Source organism: Streptomyces sp. SudanB5_2050, from assembly GCF_964272335.1.
Lineage (GTDB): Bacteria > Actinomycetota > Actinomycetes > Streptomycetales > Streptomycetaceae > Streptomyces > Streptomyces rochei.
The window spans coordinates 6610166-6629057 of the sequence record NZ_OZ186760.1; the positions used below are offsets into that span (position 1 = coordinate 6610166).

Here is an 18892-nt window from a genome sequence, read left to right on the forward strand (position 1 = left end):
GTGCGCCTACCGTGGCTCGCATGGCGGAAGCGGTGGAACTGGAAGCGGGCGGACGCACCGTGCGGCTGTCCAGCCCGGGCAAGGTCTTCTTCCCCGAGCGCGGCTACACCAAGCTCGACCTGGCCCGCTACTACCAGGCCGTCGCCCCCGGCATCCTGCGCGCCCTGCGCGACCGGCCCACCACCCTGCAGCGCTACCCCGACGGCATCACCGGCGAGTGGTTCTACCAGAAGCGCGCCCCCAAGGGCATGCCCGACTGGATCCCCACCGCGCACATCACCTTCCCGAGCGGTCGCAGCGCCGACGAGATGTGCCCCACCGAGGAGGCCGCCGTCCTGTGGGCCGCCCAGTACGGCACCCTCACCTTCCACCCCTGGCCGGTGCGCCGCGACGACGTCGACCACCCCGACGAGCTGCGCATCGACCTCGACCCGCAGCCCGGCACCGACTACGACGACGCCGCCCGCGCCGCCCACGAACTCCGTGCCGTGCTGGAGGAGTTCGGCGGGCTGCGCGGCTGGCCCAAGACCTCCGGCGGACGCGGCATCCACGTCTTCGTACCGATCGAGCCCCGCTGGACCTTCACCCAGGTGCGGCGCGCCGCCATCGCCGTCGGACGCGAGATGGAACGCCGGATGCCCGAGCAGGTCACCATCAAGTGGTGGAAGGAGGAGCGCGGCGAGCGCATCTTCATCGACTACAACCAGACCGCCCGGGACCGCACCATCGCCTCCGCCTACTCGGTGCGCCCCCGCCCGCACGCCCCGGTCTCCGCGCCGCTGACCTGGGACGAGGTGGGCGTCGCCCACCCGCAGGACTTCGACATCACGACCATGCCCGCGCGCTTCGCCGAACTCGGCGACGTGCACGCGGGCATGGACGACCGTTCCTACTCCCTCGACGCCCTGCTGGAGCTGGCGACGAAGGACGAGCACGACCACGGGCTCGGTGATCTGCCGTACCCGCCCGAGTATCCGAAGATGCCGGGGGAACCCAGCCGGGTACAGCCGAGCCGCGCGAAGAAGCCGCGCCCTCGCAAGAACTGACCTACAACTCCCTGATCCTCACGTCCCGGTACGAGACCACGTCCGTGGTGCCGTGGACCTGGAGCCCGATGTAGCCGGAGGCGTACCGCCGCCCGTCCGTGCCCGGGTCGTCCGAGCGCGGCGGGTAGAAGTCCTGGCCGCCGGTGTTGTCGAACTCGTTGATCAGCACGCCGTTGCGGTAGATCGAGTAGTGCTGGTCGACCACGCGGATCTCGTAGTCGTTCCAGGTGCCCTTCTCCGTCACCCCGGCGCCGGCCAGGCCCACCCGGTCGAAGCCGTAGATCGACCCCGACTTGTACATGTCGCCGGTCGGGCTGTCGAACACCTGCACCTCGTGCCCGTACTTGATGGCGACCCACTCCGGCCGGGACTCCTCCGGGTGGTCGTGGGCCTGCGGGAACCGCACGAAGACACCGCCGTTGGTGTTCGCCGTGCCGGGCGCGTCGTCCCGCCACTGGAGCTTCAGCGAGAAGTCCCCGTATTTGCGCTCCGGGAACCACAGCATGCCCATGCCGGGCGTGCTGGTGCTGGAGGTGATCGAGCCGTCCTCGTTCAGCGCGAACGAACCGCCACCCACCTGCTGCCACTTGGCGAAGGACTCCTGGGAGCCGTCCAGGATCGCGCGGTAGCCCTCGGTCTGGCCGGGCACGCCGATCTTCGACTGGCGGGCGGCCTTGTTGATCGCCCGGTACTCCCGTCGGTCGATGACGCCCTCGTCCAGCAGCGCGTCCGTGACCTCGCGGACGTGCTTGAGGAAGAGCTGCTGCGACGACCAGTCCTTCTCGTCCTCGATCAGCTCGTTGATCCGGCACCGGTTGTTCGTGACCCGGTTCGGCACACCCGTGTCGACCGTGCCCACGATCACCGTGAGCCGTTCGTCGTACTCCGGGCAGGGCGGCGGCGGCACCTGGCCCGACACCACCGTGAAGCTGACGGTCAGCGGCGCCGAGGTGTTGCCCGCCTTGTCGCTCGCCCGGTAGCTCACGGTGTGCCGGCCCACCCGGTCGACGACGACCGGCCCGGTGTACGCCAGGTAGGGCCCGGCGTCCAGGGAGTACTCGATGCCGGCCACGCCGGAACCGCCCTCGTCGGTGGCGCTGACGGTCACCTTGGCGCTGCCGACGTACGCGCCGTCGGAGTCCTTGGTGCCCTCCACGGTCGCGCCGGTCACCGGCGCCACGGTGTCCTGCGGGGGAGCGGCGACGACGGTGAAGGTGACGCTCTTCTCCGCCGCGACGTTGCCCGCCTTGTCGGTGGCGCGGTAACGCACGGTGTGCTCACCGACCGCGTGCACCATGACCGGCGCGGTGTACGGCTGCCAGGCGCCGTCGGCGCCGACGGCGTACTCGATGGTGTTGACGCCGGAACCGGTGTCGGAGGCGGTGACGGTCACCGTCGCCATGTCGATGTAGGCACCGTCCGGGTTCTTCTCGCCGCTGACCGTCGCCGAGGTCTCCGGCGCGGTCGTGTCGTCGGTGTCAGGGGCGGCCACGGCGAAGGTGACGCTCTTCTCCTCGGCGGCGTTGCCCGCCTTGTCGAACGCCCGGTAGCGCACCGTGTGCTCGCCGACCTGGTCGACCACGACCGGCGTGGTGTACGGCTGCCAGGCGCCGTCGGCGCCGATGGCGTACTCGATCCGTTCGACGCCGGAGCCGCCCTCGTCGGTGGCGGCGAGCGTCACGGTGGCCGAGCCGACGTAGGCGCCGTCGGCGTTCTGCACGCCGCCGACCTCCGCCGACGTCGCGGGGGCCGTGGTGTCCTCGCCACCGCTTCCCTCGGTCACCACGAGCACGCCCTTCATCTCCCCGTGGCCGGGGATGGTGCAGTGGTAGAGGTAGCGGCCGGGGGAGAGGGTGACCTCGGCGGTGTGCTTGCCGCCCTGGTCGTCGAAGGGGTTGGCCAGGATGTTCAGCTGGACGTCCTGGTTGTACTCGGGGTCGCTGGTCACGAACGTCAGCGTGTGCGGCATGCCGGTGGTGTTGCCGGTCGCCTCGCTGTTCTCGAAGACGATCGTGGCCGGACCCGCCACCGCCGTCTCCGGCGCCGACGTGTACTTGGTGATGTCGTTCCCGGCGGTCCAGGTGAGGACCTGGTCCGCCGCGGCGGCCTTCGCCTCGGTCCCGGTCTGCCCGGAGGCGGACGTCGCCTGCAGTCCGAGCATCATCAGCAGGCCGGCCAGCAGCGCGGCCCACATTCTTCGTCCACGTATCACTCGGTCCCCCTCGCCAGCTGTCCGGCGGCCGGCGTCGGGCCGCCGCCCTCGTAGGTGACCCGCCACAGGGCCGACTTGGAGTCCGAGGTGAAGAAGCCGCGGCCGTAGTCGAGGACGTACAGCGCGCCGTCCGGACCGAACTTCCAGCCCATCAGGTTCTTGATGCCGTCGTTGCCGACCGGCACGATCTTCTTCAGCGACTCCGAGTGCACCGGCAGGCCGCCGTCACCCTGCGTCCTCGGGTCCATCAGCACCGCGTTGCGCGGCTGGTCGGCGTCGTAGAAGTCGCCGACGAACCACTTGCCGTCCCAGTACGCGGGCCACTTGGTCCCGCTGGTGCTGTCCGCGTCGTAGCGGTAGACCGGGCCGTTCATCGCGGCCTGGCCGCCGCCCTTGAGCCAGGGCAGCTTGTACGTGCCCTCCTCCTGCTTGTACGACGGGACGCCGTTCTCGTCGCGCGGGAAGTCGGGGCCGCCGCCCTGCGGCGAGTACCAGATGTTGTTGCCCGTCACCGGCGGCAGGTTGACCAGGCCGTCGTTGTTGGGCGACTCGTTCTTCGGGGCGTCGCAGTCGTACCAGCCCAGCGGCTTCGACGGGTCCGGCAGGTTCCGGTCCCGGTAGGGCTGCTTGTTGCCCATGCAGTACGGCCACCCGCGGTTGCTCGCCTCGGTGATCACGGCGAAGGTGTCGTACTTGGCCGGACCCCACGTCGGCGACGGGGCGCCGGCGTCCGGCCCCACCCAGCCCGCGTAGAGGGTGTCGGTCTGCTTGTCGACGGAGATGCGCGCCGGGTTGCGGACGCCCATCACATAGATCTCGCCGCGCGTCTTGCCGCCGCCCTCGGCGGTCTCCTTCCCGGTGAAGAGGTTGCCCTCGGGGAGCGTGTACGTCCCGTCCGGCTCCGGGTGGATGCGCAGGATCTTGCCGTTGAGGTTGTTGGTGTTGCCGGCGGTGCGGCGGGCGTCGGCGAAGGACACGCCCTTGTAGTTGGGCTCCGGGTTGTTGCCCGAGTAACCGTCGCTGAAGCCGCTGGAGTTGTTGTCACCGGTGGCGATGTACAGGTTGCCCTTGGAGTCCCAGGCCATCCCGCCGCCCGCGTGGCAGCAGCTGTGGATCTGCACCGGCCACTTCAGCAGCACCTTCTCGCTGCCCAGGTCCAGCTTGTTCGTGGCCCGGTCCAGTGTGAAGCGGGAGACGCGCCGCTCGGCCATGCGGGTCTCGCGGTTGATCCCGGAGTGCGGCGTGTAGTGCAGGTACACCCAGCCGTTCTCCGTGAACCGCGGGTCCAGCTCGATGCCGAGCAGGCCCTCCTCGACCTTGGTCAGCTCGTCGCCGCCGCCCTTGTTGCCGAAGACGGTCAGTTCACCGGCAAGAGTGACCTCCTTGGTCTTCGGGTCCCAGACGTGGACCTCGCCCTTGCCCTTGCCGACGTCCGGGTTGTTCCAGTCGGTGATCACGGGCCGGGAGGAGTCGGCGCCGCCGCGGCCGATGTAGAAGACGCGGCCGTCGGGGGCGGTGACCAGGCCGTGCGGTTCGCCGATCTGGTCGTTCTGGCCCGGCTGGTTGGGCTTGGTCAGGCGCTCGGCCTTGTAGTTGCCGGTGATGGTGGCCTTGCAGTCGGCCTGCGCCAGCCGCGTGGTCCACAGCAGGGCGCCGCGCAGATGGGCGCGGAAGTCGGTCTCGTCGTACGACGACACCGTGCCGCCCATGCCGGTGTAGAAGGACCGGCCGCCGTCGTAGTCACGGCACCAGCTGACCGGGTGGTCCGCGCCGTTGGCGCTCGCGCCCGGCGCGTAGGTCGACTCGCGCACCCGGGCCACGGTGTGGACCTCACCGGACGGGTTCTTCTGCCAGTTCAGCCATGCGTCGGGCCGCTTCCACTCCATCGGCAGGTCCTTGGTGGCCGGATGGCGCCGGTCACCGACCTCGACGGTGGCCCGCTGGACCTTGGTCGGACTGGAGGCGGCCGGGCGGGCGCCGACCAGACCGGTGAACCAGTCCGAGTACGGCTCGGCGCGGGCCGCGTCGTGGATGCCGACGAACCCGCCGCCGGCCTCCATGTACGCCTCCAGGCCCGCCTCCTGTGCCGGCGTCAGCACGTCTCCGCCGCCGGTCAGGAACACCACCGCGTTGAAGCGGCCCAGCCGCTTCTCGTTGGTGAAGACGTTGGCGTTGTCCGTGGCCTCGACCGTGAAGCGTTCCTTCGCCGGGCCGGACAGCCCGATCCGTTCGATGGCCGCGATCCCGGCGTTCACGACCGGGGACTCGTCCCCGGACGCGGCGGAACCGTAGAAGATCAGCACCCGTACGTTCGCGCCGCCTGGCGGCGACTTGATCGACATCGTTGTCAGGGACGGATCCGGCGCCGGACGCGCACTGGCGGCAGGGCCGGCCAGCAGTCCCGCGGCGACGAAACCGGCGGTGGCGAACGCCGCCCAGCCTCTCCTTCTCGCGCTCGACCCTCTTAAGGGCATGGGCACCTCCTTGGTCACGGCAGCAGCGCCAAGGAAGCTAGACCTCTTTGCGCGGTTCGCCAATAGGTATGACCGGGATGGAACGAACTTTGTCCTGAGTGTGGATAAACCAGTCGGCAACCGGTACCGTCCCACAGGTTCATCACAGCCAATCAGGGCGATCCCCTTGGCTAGGTCTCCGCAAATTCCGTTTGAGCGTGGGGAGTTCGGCATGGACAGGCGAGGCTTCAACCGACGGGTACTGCTGGGCGGCGCGGCCGTCGCGACATCGTTGTCCATCGCACCGGAGACCGCGGGCGCGGCCGGTGACGCCAAGGGGGTCACCGCGCGGACGGCACCCGCCGGCGGCGAGGTGAGACACATCAAGATGTACGCCGAGAAGCTGCCCGACGGCCAGATGGGCTACGGCCTCGAGAAGGGCAAGGCGTCCGTTCCCGGCCCGCTGATCGAGCTGAACGAGGGCGACACGCTGCACATCGAGTTCACGAACACCATGGACGTGCGCGCCAGCCTGCACGTCCACGGCCTGGACTACGAGATCTCCAGCGACGGCACGGCGATGAACAAGAGCGACGTGGAGCCCGGCGGCACCCGCACCTACACCTGGCGCACCCACAAGCCCGGCCGCCGCGCGGACGGCACCTGGCGGGCGGGCAGCGCCGGTTACTGGCACTACCACGACCACGTCGTCGGCACCGAGCACGGCACCGGCGGCATCCGCAAGGGCCTGTACGGCCCGGTGATCGTGCGCCGCAAGGGCGACGTGCTGCCGGACGCGACGCACACCATCGTCTTCAACGACATGCTCATCAACAACCGCGCCCCGCACACCGGGCCGAACTTCGAGGCCACCGTGGGCGACCGCGTCGAGATCGTCATGATCACGCACGGCGAGTACTACCACACCTTCCACATGCACGGTCACCGCTGGGCCGACAACCGCACCGGCATGCTCACCGGCCCGGACGACCCGAGCCAGGTCATCGACAACAAGATCACCGGGCCGGCGGACTCCTTCGGCTTCCAGATCATCGCGGGGGAGGGGGTGGGCGCCGGGGCGTGGATGTACCACTGCCATGTGCAGAGCCACTCCGACATGGGGATGGTGGGCCTGTTCCTGGTGAAGAAGCCGGACGGCACGATCCCCGGCTACGACCCGCACGAGCACGCGCACGGCGGCGGCGAACCGACCGCGGACGCGCCCGCGCACCAGCACTGACGGGCTCGGCGGACGGTGGCGAGAGCGCTCTCTCCCGTCCTGGGGCTGCCGCTATCCTGGCGGCAGCCGCCGACGAGGAGCCCCGAAGTGACCGACACAGCGCCGCGTCCCACGCTGGAAGCGGTGGCCGAGCGCGCCGGGGTGTCCCGGGCGACCGTCTCCCGGGTGGTGAACGGCGCGCAGGGCGTGCGGGACGCGCTGGCCGAGCGGGTGCGGCGCGCGGTGGAGGAACTCGGGTACGTGCCCAACCAGGCCGCCCGCTCCCTGGTGACCAGGCGCCACGACGCCGTCGCCGTCGTGGCCGCCGAGCCGGAGACCCGGGTCTTCGCCGACCCGTACTTCGCCCAGCAGTTGCGCGGCATCAGCAAGGAGCTGACCGCCCACGACAGCCAGCTGGTGCTGCTGCTCACCGAGGGCCGCGAGGACCACGCCCGCGTCGGCCGCTATCTGGCCGGCGGTCACGTGGACGGCGCGCTGGTCTTCTCCCTGCACCTCGACGACCCGCTGCCCGGCCTGGTGCGCGGCGCCGGTCTGCCCACCGTCTTCGGCGGACGGCCCGGCTGGGACGACGGCCGCGACGACGTGGTCTACGTCGACAGCGACAACCGCGGCGGCGCCCGCGACGCCGTGCGCCACCTGGTCGGCCTCGGCCGCACCCGCGTCGCCCACATCACCGGCCCCCTCGACCAGACCTCGGCCGCGGACCGGCTGGCGGGCTTCCACGACGTCCGGCCGGACGCCGACGCGGGGCTGGTGGCGGGCGGGGACTTCACCTCGGGCGGCGGCGAGCGGGCGATGCGCGAACTGCTCGACCGCCGCCCCGACCTCGACGCCGTCTTCGCCGCGAACGACCTCACCGCGGCGGGCGCCCTCCGGGTGCTGCGCGAGCGCGGACGGCGGGTGCCGGACGACGTGGCCGTGGTCGGCTTCGACGACATGCTGCCGGTCGCCGAGGAGACCGACCCGCCGCTGACCACGGTCCGCCAGGACATCGAGGGGATGGGCCGGCTGATGGCCCGTCTGCTGCTGCGCGGTCTGGAGCGTGATGCCCGGCCCGGCCGGGACGCGGGCGCCCCGGCCGAGGCGCCGTCGGGGACGATCCTGCCGACCACCCTGGTGCGCCGCGCGAGCGCCTGAGGCCCGCACGGCGCACTCACGCGGGCCGGGGCCGGGCGTGGGCCCGGGGAGCCCGGCAGGGCACGCGACCGCTTCCGCGCGCCGCCGTGCCTCCGGGCGCGGTCCGCTGGGACCATTAGGCGGCCCGGCGGCGCGGCGTTGATCCCGCGTTGATCGAACGTTTTTCACCGCCCGGCACGCTGCTGCCATGCACACCGAAACCATCGCGCCGCCCGACCTCGCCTGGCAGGAGGAGGCGCTGTGCGCGCAGACCGGAGCGGACTTCTTCTTCCCCGAACCCGGCAGTTCCGTGCGGGACGCCAAGCGGATCTGCGCGCTGTGCCCGATCCGCTCGGCCTGCCTGGAGTACGCCCTCAGCAACGACGAGCGCTTCGGCGTCTGGGGTGGGCTGTCCGAGAAGGAGCGGCTGGCCCTGCGGCGCGGCTGACGCGCCGCGCTCAGCCCGCCGCCCGGGCCGCCATCCGGGCCTTGCGGGCCGCCAGCTTCTCGTCGAACTTGGCGGCCTCCGCGTCCAGTCCGCCCATGTACAGACCCAGCTCCTCCTGCGCCTTCTGCCCCTCGGGGCCGAGCCCGTCGATCTCCATGATCTTCAGGAAGCGCAGTACCGGCTGGATCACGTCGTCGTGGTGGATACGCAGGTTGTAGACCTCGCCGATCGCCATCTGCGCGGCGGCCCGCTCGAAGCCCGGGATGCCGTGTCCGGGCATCCGGAAGTTCACGACCACGTCCCGCACCGCCTGCATGGTGAGGTCGGGAGCGAGCTCGAAGGCGGCCTTGAGCAGGTTCCGGTAGAAGACCATGTGCAGGTTCTCGTCGGTCGCGATGCGGGCCAGCATGCGGTCGCAGACCGGGTCGCCGGACTGGTGGCCGGTGTTGCGGTGCGAGATGCGGGTGGCCAGCTCCTGGAAGGCGACGTACGCCACCGAGTGCAGCATCGAGTGCCGGTTGTCCGACTCGAAGCCCTCGCTCATGTGGGACATGCGGAACTGCTCCAGCTTGTCCGGGTCGACGGCCCGGGAGGTGAGCAGGTAGTCGCGCATGACGATGCCGTGCCGGCCCTCCTCGGCGGTCCAGCGGTGCACCCAGGTGCCCCAGGCGCCGTCGCGGCCGAAGAGGCTGGCGATCTCGTGGTGGTAGCTGGGGAGGTTGTCCTCGGTCAGCAGGTTCACCACGAGGGCGATGCGCCCGATCTCGGTGACCTTCGACTGGTCCTTCTCCCATGCCTCGCCGTCCTCGAAGAGGCCCGGGAAGTTGCGGCCGTCGGTCCACGGCACGTACTCGTGCGGCATCCAGTCCTTGGCGACCTTGAGATGCCGGTTCAGTTCCTTCTCGACGACTTCCTCGAGCGCGTACAGCAGCCGGGCGTCGGTCCATTCGGCGGAACTGCCGAGGTGCGGGGAGACGATCGTCACGAATAACTCCAGGGGACGTGCGACAGAGCGGAAAGCGACCGGCGAGCGGGCCGGCGGATCGAACCTACGGAATCGTAGGCTACGAAACCGTAGGTTACGAGAGCGTAGGTTAAACACGCCGTAAAGGCCGCTGATCAGCACCGTCCCCGCGGACACGCGAAAGCCCCGGGACCGCAGGTCCCGGGGCCGGACGCATGCCCTGAGCGCCCCTCAGACGTACAGTTCCCGCAGCCGGACCGAGAGGCAGGTCACACAGCCTTCGAGCTTCTCGAACTCGCCGATGTCCACGACCACCGGCTCGTGGCCGAGGTCGGCGAGCAGGTCGGCGGTCTTCGGGGCGCTCGCCGCCATCAGCAGCTTGGCGCCGCCGAGGTGCACCACGTGCGCCCCGGACTCCTCCGGCACCGGAAGGAACCGGGGGAAGAGCGACGGCACGTCGGTCATCGGGATGTGCCCGATCACCGTCCCGTCCGGCAGCGCGGTGACCGCCGACTTCAGGTGCAGCACCTTGCTCACGGGCACGGCGACCACCCGGGCGCCCAGCGGCTCGAACGCCGCCCGCAGCTGCTGGACCCCGGCCGCGTTGGTGCGTCCGCCGCGCCCGACGTAGATCGTGTCGCCGATCTTCAGGACGTCGCCGCCGTCCAGGGTGCCCGGCTCCCAGATCCAGTTGACCGAGCAGCCCAGCCGCGCGACCGCCTCCTCGACGCCCGGGGTCTCGGCCCGCCGCGACTCGGCTCCGGGCCGCGTGATCAGGGCGACGTTCCGGTACATGACGACCGTGTCCTCGACGAAGACCGAGTCCGGACAGTCGTCGGCCGGGTCCACCTCCAGCGTCTCCCAGCCGTGCGCGTCCAGCGCCTCGACGTACGCCTCCCACTGCTCGACGGCGAGGCCGTGATCGACCCGCTCGCGGGCGATGTGGGTGACCAGCCCCTCGGCGAGGCGGGGGCTCGGACGGCGGACGAGGGCCTTCTTGCTGGGCACGAGGGGGTCTCCGGGATCTCCGAATCGGTGCTGGCTGCTCCGGCGCCCGAAAGCGGCGCCGGTCGGCCATCATGCAGGGCGGGCCCGCGCGGGCGAAACCCCCGTCAGTGTCCCGTGGCCCTCCTGAGGTGCTCCGCCGTGCTGGAGTCGCGGGCGGCGAGCAGCGCGCGCGGGGTGCCCTCGAAGAGCACCCGCCCGCCGTCGCGGCCCCCGTCCGGGCCGAGGTCGATCACGTGGTCGGCGTGTGCCACCACGTCCAGGTTGTGCTCGACGACCACGACCGTGTTGCCGGTGTCGACCAGCCGGTCCAGCAGGGCGAGCAGCCCCTGGACGTCCGACATGTGCAGCCCGGTGGTCGGCTCGTCCAGGACGTACACGGCACCGGTGCGGTGCAGCCGGGTCGCCAGCTTGATCCGCTGGCGCTCGCCGCCCGAGAGCGTCGACAGCGGCTGTCCGAGGGTGAGGTAGGTGAGGCCGACGTCGCGCAGGGCGCTCAGCCGCCGCCGTACGCCGGTGTCCGTGAAGAAGTCCAGGGCCTGCTCGGCGGTCATCGCCAGCACGTCGGCGACGGAACTGCCGCCGACGGTCAGCCGCAGCACCTCCTCCCGGAAGCGCCGGCCCTCGCAGTCGCCGCAGACGGTCGTCACCGGGTCCATGAAGGCCAGGTCGGTGTAGATGATCCCGCGTCCCTCGCAGGTGCCGCACGCGCCCGCCGAGTTGAAGCTGAAGAGGCCCGCCTCGGCGCCCGTCTCCCGCGCGAAGATCCTGCGCACCGTGTCCATGATCCCGAGGTAGGTCGCCGGGGTGGAGCGCGCGGAGACGCCGATCGCCGACTGGTCGACGACCACGGCCTCCGGGTGACCGGCGACGAGTTCCGCGACCAGGGTGCTCTTGCCGGACCCGGCGACCCCGGTGACCGCCGTCAGCACCCCGGCCGGGAAGGCGACCGTCACGTCCCGCAGGTTGTGCCGGTCGGCGCCCTTCACCCACAGCTCACCGGTCGGCGTCCGCGGCTCCGCCTTCACCGTCGTACGGCGTCCGAGGCAGCGGCCGGTGAGGGTGTCCGCCGCGGCCAGTCCGGCCGGCGTCCCCTCGAAGACCACCCGGCCGCCCCCGGCGCCCGCCCGCGGGCCCATGTCGACCACGTGGTCGGCCAGCGCGATGACGTCCGGGTCGTGCTCGACGACCAGCACGGTGTTCCCCTTGTCGCGCAGCCGCAGCAGCAGGTCGCCGAGGCGCCCGACGTCGCGCGGGTGCAGCCCGACGCTGGGCTCGTCGAAGATGTACGTCATCCCGGTCAGGCTGGAGCCCAGGTGCCGCACGGTCTTCAGCCGCTGGCCCTCGCCGCCGGAGAGGGTGGCGGTCTCCCGGTCGAGGCTGAGGTAGCCGAGGCCGATCGCCTCGATGCGCTCCAGCGCGGTGACGGCGGCACCGGCGACGGGCCGGGCCACCGGGTCGTCGATCTCCTTCAGCACGGCGATGAGGTCGGTGACCTGCATGCGGGAGCAGTCGGCGATCGAGTGCCCGTTCACGCGCGTCGCGAGCGCCGCCGCGTTGAGCCGGGCGCCGCCGCAGTCGGGGCACTCGCCCTCGACCAGGAACTCCCGCACCAGATTCCGGGTCTTCTCGCTCATCGCCGACAGGTCCCGCTTCAGGTACAGCCGCTCGAAGCGGTCGGCGAGCCCCTCGTACTCGGTCGTCCAGGTGCCGCCCGTGCCGTTGACGGTGACCTTGCTGCCGGGCCGCCCGCGCATCAGGAAGGCCCGCTCGTCGTCGGTGAAGTCGCCGACGGGCTTGTCCGGGTCCAGTTCGTCGGTGTTGGTGTACGCCTGCCCCTGCCAGGTCCCCGCGGCGAACGGCGGGAAGCGGACCGCGCCGTCCGCCAGGGACCTGCCCGGGTCGAGGATGCGGTCCCAGTCGGGGCGCACCGTGCGGCCCAGGCCGTCGCAGCCGGGGCACATCCCCGACGGGTCGTTGAACGAGTACGCGGTCGCCGACCCGGCGCTGGGGGTGCCGTGCCGGGAGAACAGCACCCGCAGCACCGAGTGGATGTCGGTCATCGTGCCGACGGTGGAACGGGAGTGGCCGCCGACCGGGCGCTGGTCGACGACGATGGCGGGGGAGAGGTCCTCCAGGGCGTCCGCGTGCGGTCGCTCGTACTTGGGCAGCCGGTTGCGGACGAACCAGGTGAACGTCTCGTTCAGCTGGCGCTGCGACTCGACCGCGATCGTGTCGAAGACGACCGACGACTTCCCCGACCCCGAAACGCCGGTGAACACGGTCAGCCGGCCCTTCGGGATGCGGAGGGTGACGTCCTGGAGGTTGTTCTCCCTGGCTCCGGTGAGGGTGATGAACTCGCTCATGCGAGCGACGTTAGGCGGGATACCCGACAGGTTCTGACGTGTTTTCCCGCAGTTCTCCCTCCTCCAGCAGCAGCCACCGGGTGATGCCGATCGACTCCAGGAACGGCATGTCGTGGCTGGCCACGATCAGCGCCCCCTCGTACGACTCCAGCGCGGTGGTGAGCTGCCGGACGCTCGCCATGTCCAGGTTGTTGGTCGGCTCGTCCAGCATCAGCAGCTGCGGCGCGGGCTCGGCCAGCATCAGCGCGGCCAGCGCCGCCCGGAAGCGTTCGCCGCCGGAGAGCGTCGCCGCCTGCTGGTCGGCGCGGGCGCCCCGGAACAGGAAGCGCGCCAGCCGCGCCCGGATCCGGTTGCGGGTGGCGCCCGGCGCGAAGCGGGCCACGTTCTCGGCGACGGTCAGCCCGTCGTCGAGGACGTCGAGGCGCTGCGGCAGGAACCGCAGCGGCACGTGGGCCGTCGCCTCGCCCGCGACCGGCTCCAGCTCACCGGCGACCGTCCGCAGCAGCGTGGTCTTGCCCGCGCCGTTGCGGCCGACCAGCGCGATCCGCTCGGGACCGTGCAGGTCGAAACCGCCCACCCGGGCCCCGTACCGCAGCTCCAGGTCCCGCAGGGTGAGCACGGTCCGGCCCGGCGGGACGGCCGTGTACGGCAGGTCGACGCGGATCTCGTCGTCGTCCCGCACGGCCTCCACCGCGTCGTCGAGCCGCTCCTTGGCCTCGGCCAGCTTCTCCTCGTGCATGACGCGGTACTTGCCGGCGGACTCCTGCGCCGAGCGCTTGCGCAGCTTCATCACCGCCCTCGGCTCGCGCTTGGTGTCGTACATCTTCTGCCCGTACCGTTTGCGCCGGGCCAGCGTGACCTGGGCCTCGGTCAGCTCGCGCTTCTGTCTGCGCAGGTCCGACTCGGCGACGCGCACCATCCGCTCGGCCGCCTCCTGCTCGACGGCCAGCGCCTCCTCGTACGCCGAGAAGTTGCCGCCGTACCAGGTGATCCGTCCCGAGCGCAGGTCGGCGATCTGGTCGACGAGGTCCAGCAGCTCCCGGTCGTGGCTGACCACGACCAGGACCCCCGGCCAGGACTCGACGGCGGTGTACAGCCGCCGGCGCGCGTACAGGTCGAGGTTGTTGGTCGGCTCGTCCAGGAGCAGGACGTCGGGCCGGCGCAGCAGCAGCGCGGCCAGCCGCAGCAGCACCGACTCGCCGCCCGAGACCTCGCCGACGGTGCGGTCGAGACCCACGTGGCCCAGGCCGAGTTGGCCGAGCGTGGCGAGGGCGCGTTCCTCGACGTCCCAGTCGTCGCCGACGGTCTCGAAGTGCTCCTCGGCCACGTCACCGGCCTCGATGGCGTGCAGCGCGGCCCGCCGGCCGGCGATGCCGAGCGCCTCGTCGACCCGGAGCGCGGTGTCGAGCGTGACGTTCTGCGGCAGGTAGCCGACCTCGCCGGCCACCCGGACGGTGCCGTCGGCCGGGGAGAGCCGCCCGGCGATCAGCTTCAACAGGGTCGACTTCCCCGACCCGTTGACGCCGACCAGGCCGGTGCGGCCGGGGCCGAAGGAGGTGTCCAGTCCTTCGAAGACGGGGGTGCCGTCGGACCAGGCGAAGGAGAGGGACGTACAGGTGATCGAAAGTGACATACGGGTCTCCGCGGTTGCTCGAAGCGGTCAGGGGCAAACGCGTATCGAGACACCGCGGGCGGCGACCGCCGTCGGGCGAGGGAAGGAGGTCCCGGGAGGCGCGGGGCACGGGCACCCAGAAGGCCCTGTTCCGCAAGGGACGGCTCGAACGCCGAGGTCGCACGCGGCGTACACACGTGACCTGCGTGGACGTGTGTGACGCGGTGTCTCAGGACCTCAGACGAGCAATGTCCTTCTCCGATCGGCGGCAACAGAAGCGATGTAAAACGTAGGAGGGACCACTCGGACTGTCAACGCGATTTACGGACGGTCCCGGTCCCACGGCCCCGAGGAGGCCCCGTGCCCAACGGCCCGCTCTCACCGCCGGCCCGGCTCTGCCTGCTGGCGTGGGACCCCGCGCGGCCCGGCGCGACCGACAGCGCCCGGGTCCACCACCTGGTCCGCGCGGGCGCGCTCACCGAGCTGGCCCGGCGCGGCCTGCTCGTCGACGACGACGGCGTGGCCGTCCCGGCCGACCCCGACGCGCGCACCGGGGACGCCGTCCTGGACGGGCTGCTGGACCTCGTCCGCGAGTCCATGCCGCACCGGTGGCGCACGTGGGTGCGGCGCTACGCCCGGGTCACCTTCGACGCCGTCCGGGAGCAACTGGTGGCCGAGGGCCAACTGCGCGCCGAGAAGAAGCGGGTCCTCGGCCTCTTCCCGTCCGTGGAGTACGTCCTCGAGCGGCCGGCGGCGGCGCGGGCACTGCGCGAGCGGACGCGTGCCGTCCTGGAGGGCGCGGTCCCGGTCGACGAGATCTCCGAGCGGGACGCGGCCGTGGCCGTACTGGCGGCCGCCGCCGAACCCCGGGCCCTCGGCACCACCGGGACGGGTGCGGACCGGGAGGCCCGGATCGCGGAGCTGACCGCGCGCGCCGCGGCGGCGCCCGGCCCGCGGAGGATCCTCATCGAGGTGCGGAGCGCGCTGCGCGCCGAGGCGACGGACGCCGTGGCGCCGTCGGGCGGCTGAGGCGTCGGGCGGCGGTGGGGACGCCCCGCCGCCGGCCCCGCCGCCGGCCCCGGGGCGCGTTTCAGCAGGTGCCGCGCATCAGCTCGGCCAGGTCGTGGTCCAGGTCGAGCTGAAGGTGTTCGAGACCGACCGGCACCAGCTCGCCGGTCGCCTGGAGGAAGCGGCGCAGCTCGCCCGAGCGGACGTGGACCACGGCGGTGCCCTCCGGAGCGTGGAACTCCAGGACGGTGCGGTCGTACCCGTACGGGCGCACCCGCACGTCACCGTGGCCGTCCGGCTCCTCCATGCCCGAGATGAGCAGCTCGCGGGAGAACGTCCAGCACACCTCGACGCCTTCGAGGGTGGCCGGGGCCGGGAAGGTCATGCGGACGGCGAACGGGTCGCTGCGGTCGTAGTGCAGCGTGGCGGGAATGCTCGGCATACGCGGCGCGGCGGCGACGAGACGCGCCTCGACCGGCTGTTCGATGACGGTGGACAACGCCTTGCTCCCTCGTGACGGCTGGACGGGCGGGGACGGTGGTGGGGCCGGGCACTGGAAGAGACGACGGAATCAGCCAATCCGTGCACACGCAGAGCGAGTGACCTCTGTCACCGCGTTCATGCACGGGAGTGACATGACTCTCCTCGCGTGCCACGCACGGCACTTGGGCCACCGCCGCCTCCGCGCGGGAGCCGTTCCCGGTCCTCTGGACGGCACGGGAGCGGTGGGCTAGCTTCGCCCGCCATGAGGCGCTCGGGGAACAGACGACGTACGGTCCGCACGGCGAACGGCACCGCCCGCACGGGCGGCGGTGGGCGCCCGGGCCGGACGGCGGTCGCGGGAGCGGTGTGCGCGGCGGCGCTCGCCGCGCTGACGGCCGCACCCGCGCAGGCGCACCAGCGCCCGCACTGGGACCTGAAGGACACCGGCGCCGCCGGGGCGTCCGACGTCCGCTTCCGGGGCCTCGCCGCCGTCAGCCGCAACACCGCCTGGGTGGCGGGCACCCGGGGCACCGTCCTCACCACCACCGACGGCGGCGCCACCTGGCGGAACGTCTCGCCGCCGGGCGCCGGCGAGCTGCAGTTCCGGGACGTGGAGGCGTTCGACGCCCACCGGGCCGTGGTGCTCGCCATCGGCGAGGGCGAGGCGTCCCGGATCTACCGCACCGACGACGGCGGGGCGACCTGGACCGAGTCCTTCCGCAACACCGACCCGCGGGCCTTCTACGACTGCCTCACCTTCTTCGACCGCCGGCACGGCCTCGCCATGAGCGACCCGGTGGAGGGGAAGTTCCGCATCCTGTCGACCAGCGACGGCGGACGCTCCTGGAAGGTGCTGCCCGACCGGGGCATGCCGGCCGCGCAGGACGGCGAGGCCGGGTTCGCGGCCAGTGGGCAGTGCCTGGTCGCCTCCGGACCCGGGGACGTCTGGCTGGCCACCGGCGGCGCGGCACGCGCACGCGTCCTGCACTCCGCCGACCGCGGCCTCACCTGGACCGCGACGACGCCCCGGTCCCGGCCGGCGACCCGGCCCGGGGCGTTTTCGCCCTCGCCTTCCGCGACCGCGCCCACGGCCTCGCGGTCGGCGGCGACTTCCGCCCCGGCCAGGCATCCCCGAGGGCGGCGGCGCGGACCGCCGACGCCGGCCGCACCTGGCGCTCAGCCGACCGCTCACCCGACGCCTACCGGTCCGGCGTGGCCTGGCTCCCGCACAGCCGCACCGCCGCCCTCGCGGTGGGACCGACCGGCACGGACCTCACCACGGACGCCGGCCGCACCTGGCGGACGGTCGACACGGGCTCCTACGACACCGTGGACTGCACCGCCGACCGGGGCTGTTGGGCGGCCGGCGAGCAGGGGAGGGTCGCCCGGCTGGAGCGCTGACGCCGCGCGGGGCGGGTGTTCGTCCGTGACGTGGGTACCCGCTCACCGAACGTGAGAGGAGTGAGCGCAGATGCCACGCGGTTCGAGCTCCAAGCGGGAGCGGCAGTACGAGCACATCAAGGACAGTGCCGAGGACCGGGGCGCGAGCACCAAGCGCGCCAAGGAGATCGCGGCCCGGACGGTGAACAAGGAACGCGCGCAGTCCGGTGAGTCCAAGACCGCCAGCCGCACGTCCACGCGGGACAAGTCGCCGAGCAAGCGCGGCGGCGAGCGGTCCGGGAACCGCCAGGGGCCTCAGGGGCAGACCTACGACCAGCTCTACCAGGAGGCCAAGCGCCGGGACATCAGCGGCCGTTCGCACATGAACAAGGGCGAGCTGCAGCGCGCGCTCGGCAAGTGAGCCGTACCGCCAGGCCCCGGCCCCCCGCTACGGACGCGGCGCCGGCCCGCCGCGCGTACGGCTCGCTGGGCCACGCCACGGTGTCCGCCGGCACGGCGCCCACGGCTTGCGGCGGGGCGTGCGGGACAGCTCCGGTACGAACATGATCGCGAGCGCACGCCGGCTCCCGTAGGCTTGCCGGCACCATGAGGACCGTCGCAGCGCACACCCCCGCCGACTGGCCCGCCACCGAGGAGCACGCCCGCGCCGTCCAGGACGACCTGCGGACGCGTGTGGTGCTCGGCGAGCAGGGCCCGCCGCCCGGCACGGGCCGGGTGACCGGCGTGGACGTCGCCTACGACGACGCACGCGACGTCGTCGCGGCGGCGGCCGTGGTGCTCGACGCCCCGACCCTCGACGTCGTCGCCGAGGCCACGGCCGTCGGACGGATCTCCTTCCCCTACGTCCCGGGCCTGCTCGCCTTCCGCGAGATCCCGGCCGTCCTCGCCGCCCTGGACGCGCTGCCCTGCCCGCCCGGCACGGTCGTCTGCGACGGCTACGGCCTGGCCCACCCGCGCCGCTTCGGCCTCGCCAGCCACCTCGGGGTGCTCACCGGGCTGCCCACCATCGGCGTCGCCAAGAACCCGTTCACCTTCACCCACGACGAACCGGACGCGCGGCGCGGCAGTACCTCGCCGCTGCTGGACGGCGCCGAGGAGGTCGGGCGGGCCGTGCGCACCCGGGCCGGCGTCAAGCCGGTCTTCGTCTCCGTCGGTCACCGCGTGAGCCTGGACAACGCCTGCGCCCACACCCTGGCGCTGGCCCAGTCCTACCGGCTGCCGGAGACCACCCGCAGGGCGGACGCCCTGTGCCGCGAGGCCCTGCGGGCGGCCACCCCCTACCCGGCCTGACCCTCGATGCTCCAGCGGCCCACCTCCCGGTACGCCGAGTCGTAGATCTCGGCGCCGTCGCCGGCCCGCAGTTCGTAGTGCTTCAGATTGCCGCCCCAGTAGCGCAGGATCCGCTGCAGCTCGCCCGTGGGGTCCTCGGCGAGCGCGCCCTCGTCCATGGTGACTTCGAGAAGGAATCTCATGCCTTCAAGGGTTTCATTGAAATCCTTCTTGGGGCCTGGCCGCGCTCGGTCGCAGGTGGAGGGGTC

At 72.1% G+C, this 18892-nt stretch carries 15 protein-coding genes and 1 pseudogene; 8 read left to right on the forward strand and 8 right to left on the reverse strand.

All coding sequences use genetic code 11. The annotated features are described in order from the left end of the window. Positions 1-20 precede the first annotated feature (20 nt). Positions 21-1046: a non-homologous end-joining DNA ligase gene (gene ligD, locus ACFZP7_RS29145; RefSeq protein WP_385636799.1), complete on the forward strand. Its 1026-nt coding sequence runs from the start codon at positions 21-23 to the stop codon at positions 1044-1046. A 1-nt stretch (position 1047) separates the two neighbouring features. On the opposite strand, the gene ACFZP7_RS29150 is transcribed toward ligD, so the two are convergent. Together ACFZP7_RS29150 and ACFZP7_RS29155 are read right to left on the reverse strand one after the other, a co-directional pair. Continuing rightward, positions 1048-3240, reverse strand: coding sequence for an OmpL47-type beta-barrel domain-containing protein (locus ACFZP7_RS29150; RefSeq protein ID WP_385636802.1), 2193 nt, complete (start codon positions 3238-3240; stop codon positions 1048-1050). Positions 3241-3254: 14 nt separating this feature from the next. After that, the gene (locus ACFZP7_RS29155) at positions 3255-5732 is read right to left on the reverse strand and encodes a ThuA domain-containing protein (RefSeq protein ID WP_385636804.1); all 2478 of its coding nucleotides are present in this window, start codon (positions 5730-5732) and stop codon (positions 3255-3257) included. Between the two features lie 211 nt (positions 5733-5943). On the opposite strand from ACFZP7_RS29155, the gene ACFZP7_RS29160 reads away from it, so the two are divergent. The 3 genes from ACFZP7_RS29160 (at position 5944) to ACFZP7_RS29170 (ending at position 8515) form a co-directional block, all read left to right on the forward strand. Then, a complete protein-coding gene (locus ACFZP7_RS29160) occupies positions 5944-6951 on the forward strand; it encodes a multicopper oxidase domain-containing protein (RefSeq protein ID WP_019330335.1) in 1008 nt (335 codons plus the stop codon). An 87-nt stretch (positions 6952-7038) separates the two neighbouring features. Next, a complete protein-coding gene (locus ACFZP7_RS29165; protein ID WP_127445209.1) occupies positions 7039-8088 on the forward strand; it encodes a LacI family DNA-binding transcriptional regulator in 1050 nt (349 codons plus the stop codon). 187 nt (positions 8089-8275) lie between these two features. After that, entirely contained in the window at positions 8276-8515 is a 240-nt protein-coding gene (locus ACFZP7_RS29170) for a WhiB family transcriptional regulator (protein ID WP_019330337.1), read from the forward strand. A gap of 10 nt (positions 8516-8525) precedes the next feature. On the opposite strand, the gene ACFZP7_RS29175 is transcribed toward ACFZP7_RS29170, so the two are convergent. From ACFZP7_RS29175 to ACFZP7_RS29190, 4 genes are all read right to left on the reverse strand, one after another. Next, the gene (locus ACFZP7_RS29175; protein WP_019330338.1) at positions 8526-9500 is read right to left on the reverse strand and encodes an acyl-ACP desaturase; all 975 of its coding nucleotides are present in this window, start codon (positions 9498-9500) and stop codon (positions 8526-8528) included. A 210-nt stretch (positions 9501-9710) separates the two neighbouring features. Beyond that, positions 9711-10487, reverse strand: coding sequence for a dimethylargininase (ddaH, locus tag ACFZP7_RS29180; protein ID WP_019330339.1), 777 nt, complete (start codon positions 10485-10487; stop codon positions 9711-9713). A gap of 104 nt (positions 10488-10591) precedes the next feature. Next, entirely contained in the window at positions 10592-12850 is a 2259-nt protein-coding gene (locus tag ACFZP7_RS29185; RefSeq protein ID WP_385636807.1) for an ATP-binding cassette domain-containing protein, read from the reverse strand. A 10-nt stretch (positions 12851-12860) separates the two neighbouring features. Beyond that, positions 12861-14483 (reverse strand): ABC-F family ATP-binding cassette domain-containing protein, encoded by a 1623-nt coding sequence (locus ACFZP7_RS29190; protein WP_385636810.1) that lies wholly within the window; start codon positions 14481-14483, stop codon positions 12861-12863. Positions 14484-14822: 339 nt separating this feature from the next. On the opposite strand from ACFZP7_RS29190, the gene ACFZP7_RS29195 reads away from it, so the two are divergent. Further along, positions 14823-15491, forward strand: a complete 669-nt coding sequence (locus ACFZP7_RS29195; RefSeq protein WP_385636812.1) for a GPP34 family phosphoprotein — start codon at positions 14823-14825, stop codon at positions 15489-15491. Between the two features lie 61 nt (positions 15492-15552). On the opposite strand, the gene ACFZP7_RS29200 is transcribed toward ACFZP7_RS29195, so the two are convergent. After that, positions 15553-15969, reverse strand: a complete 417-nt coding sequence (locus ACFZP7_RS29200) for an SsgA family sporulation/cell division regulator (RefSeq protein WP_385636814.1) — start codon at positions 15967-15969, stop codon at positions 15553-15555. Between the two features lie 348 nt (positions 15970-16317). Here ACFZP7_RS29200 and ACFZP7_RS29205 point away from each other — a divergent pair. The 3 genes and pseudogenes from ACFZP7_RS29205 to ACFZP7_RS29215 all read left to right on the forward strand — a co-directional run bounded on the left by ACFZP7_RS29205 (position 16318) and on the right by ACFZP7_RS29215 (position 18644). Next, positions 16318-17354: pseudogene (locus ACFZP7_RS29205) on the forward strand (WD40/YVTN/BNR-like repeat-containing protein). 70 nt (positions 17355-17424) lie between these two features. After that, on the forward strand, positions 17425-17754 hold the full coding sequence (locus ACFZP7_RS29210) for a hypothetical protein (protein ID WP_030974457.1): 330 nt from the start codon (positions 17425-17427) through the stop codon (positions 17752-17754). Positions 17755-17939: 185 nt separating this feature from the next. Further along, positions 17940-18644 (forward strand): endonuclease V, encoded by a 705-nt coding sequence (locus ACFZP7_RS29215; protein ID WP_385636815.1) that lies wholly within the window; start codon positions 17940-17942, stop codon positions 18642-18644. On the opposite strand, the gene ACFZP7_RS29220 is transcribed toward ACFZP7_RS29215, so the two are convergent. Further along, positions 18632-18826 (reverse strand): hypothetical protein, encoded by a 195-nt coding sequence (locus ACFZP7_RS29220; RefSeq protein ID WP_030974452.1) that lies wholly within the window; start codon positions 18824-18826, stop codon positions 18632-18634. The two genes, ACFZP7_RS29215 and ACFZP7_RS29220, sit on opposite strands and share 13 nt — an antisense overlap. Between the last annotated feature and the right edge of the window lie 66 nt (positions 18827-18892).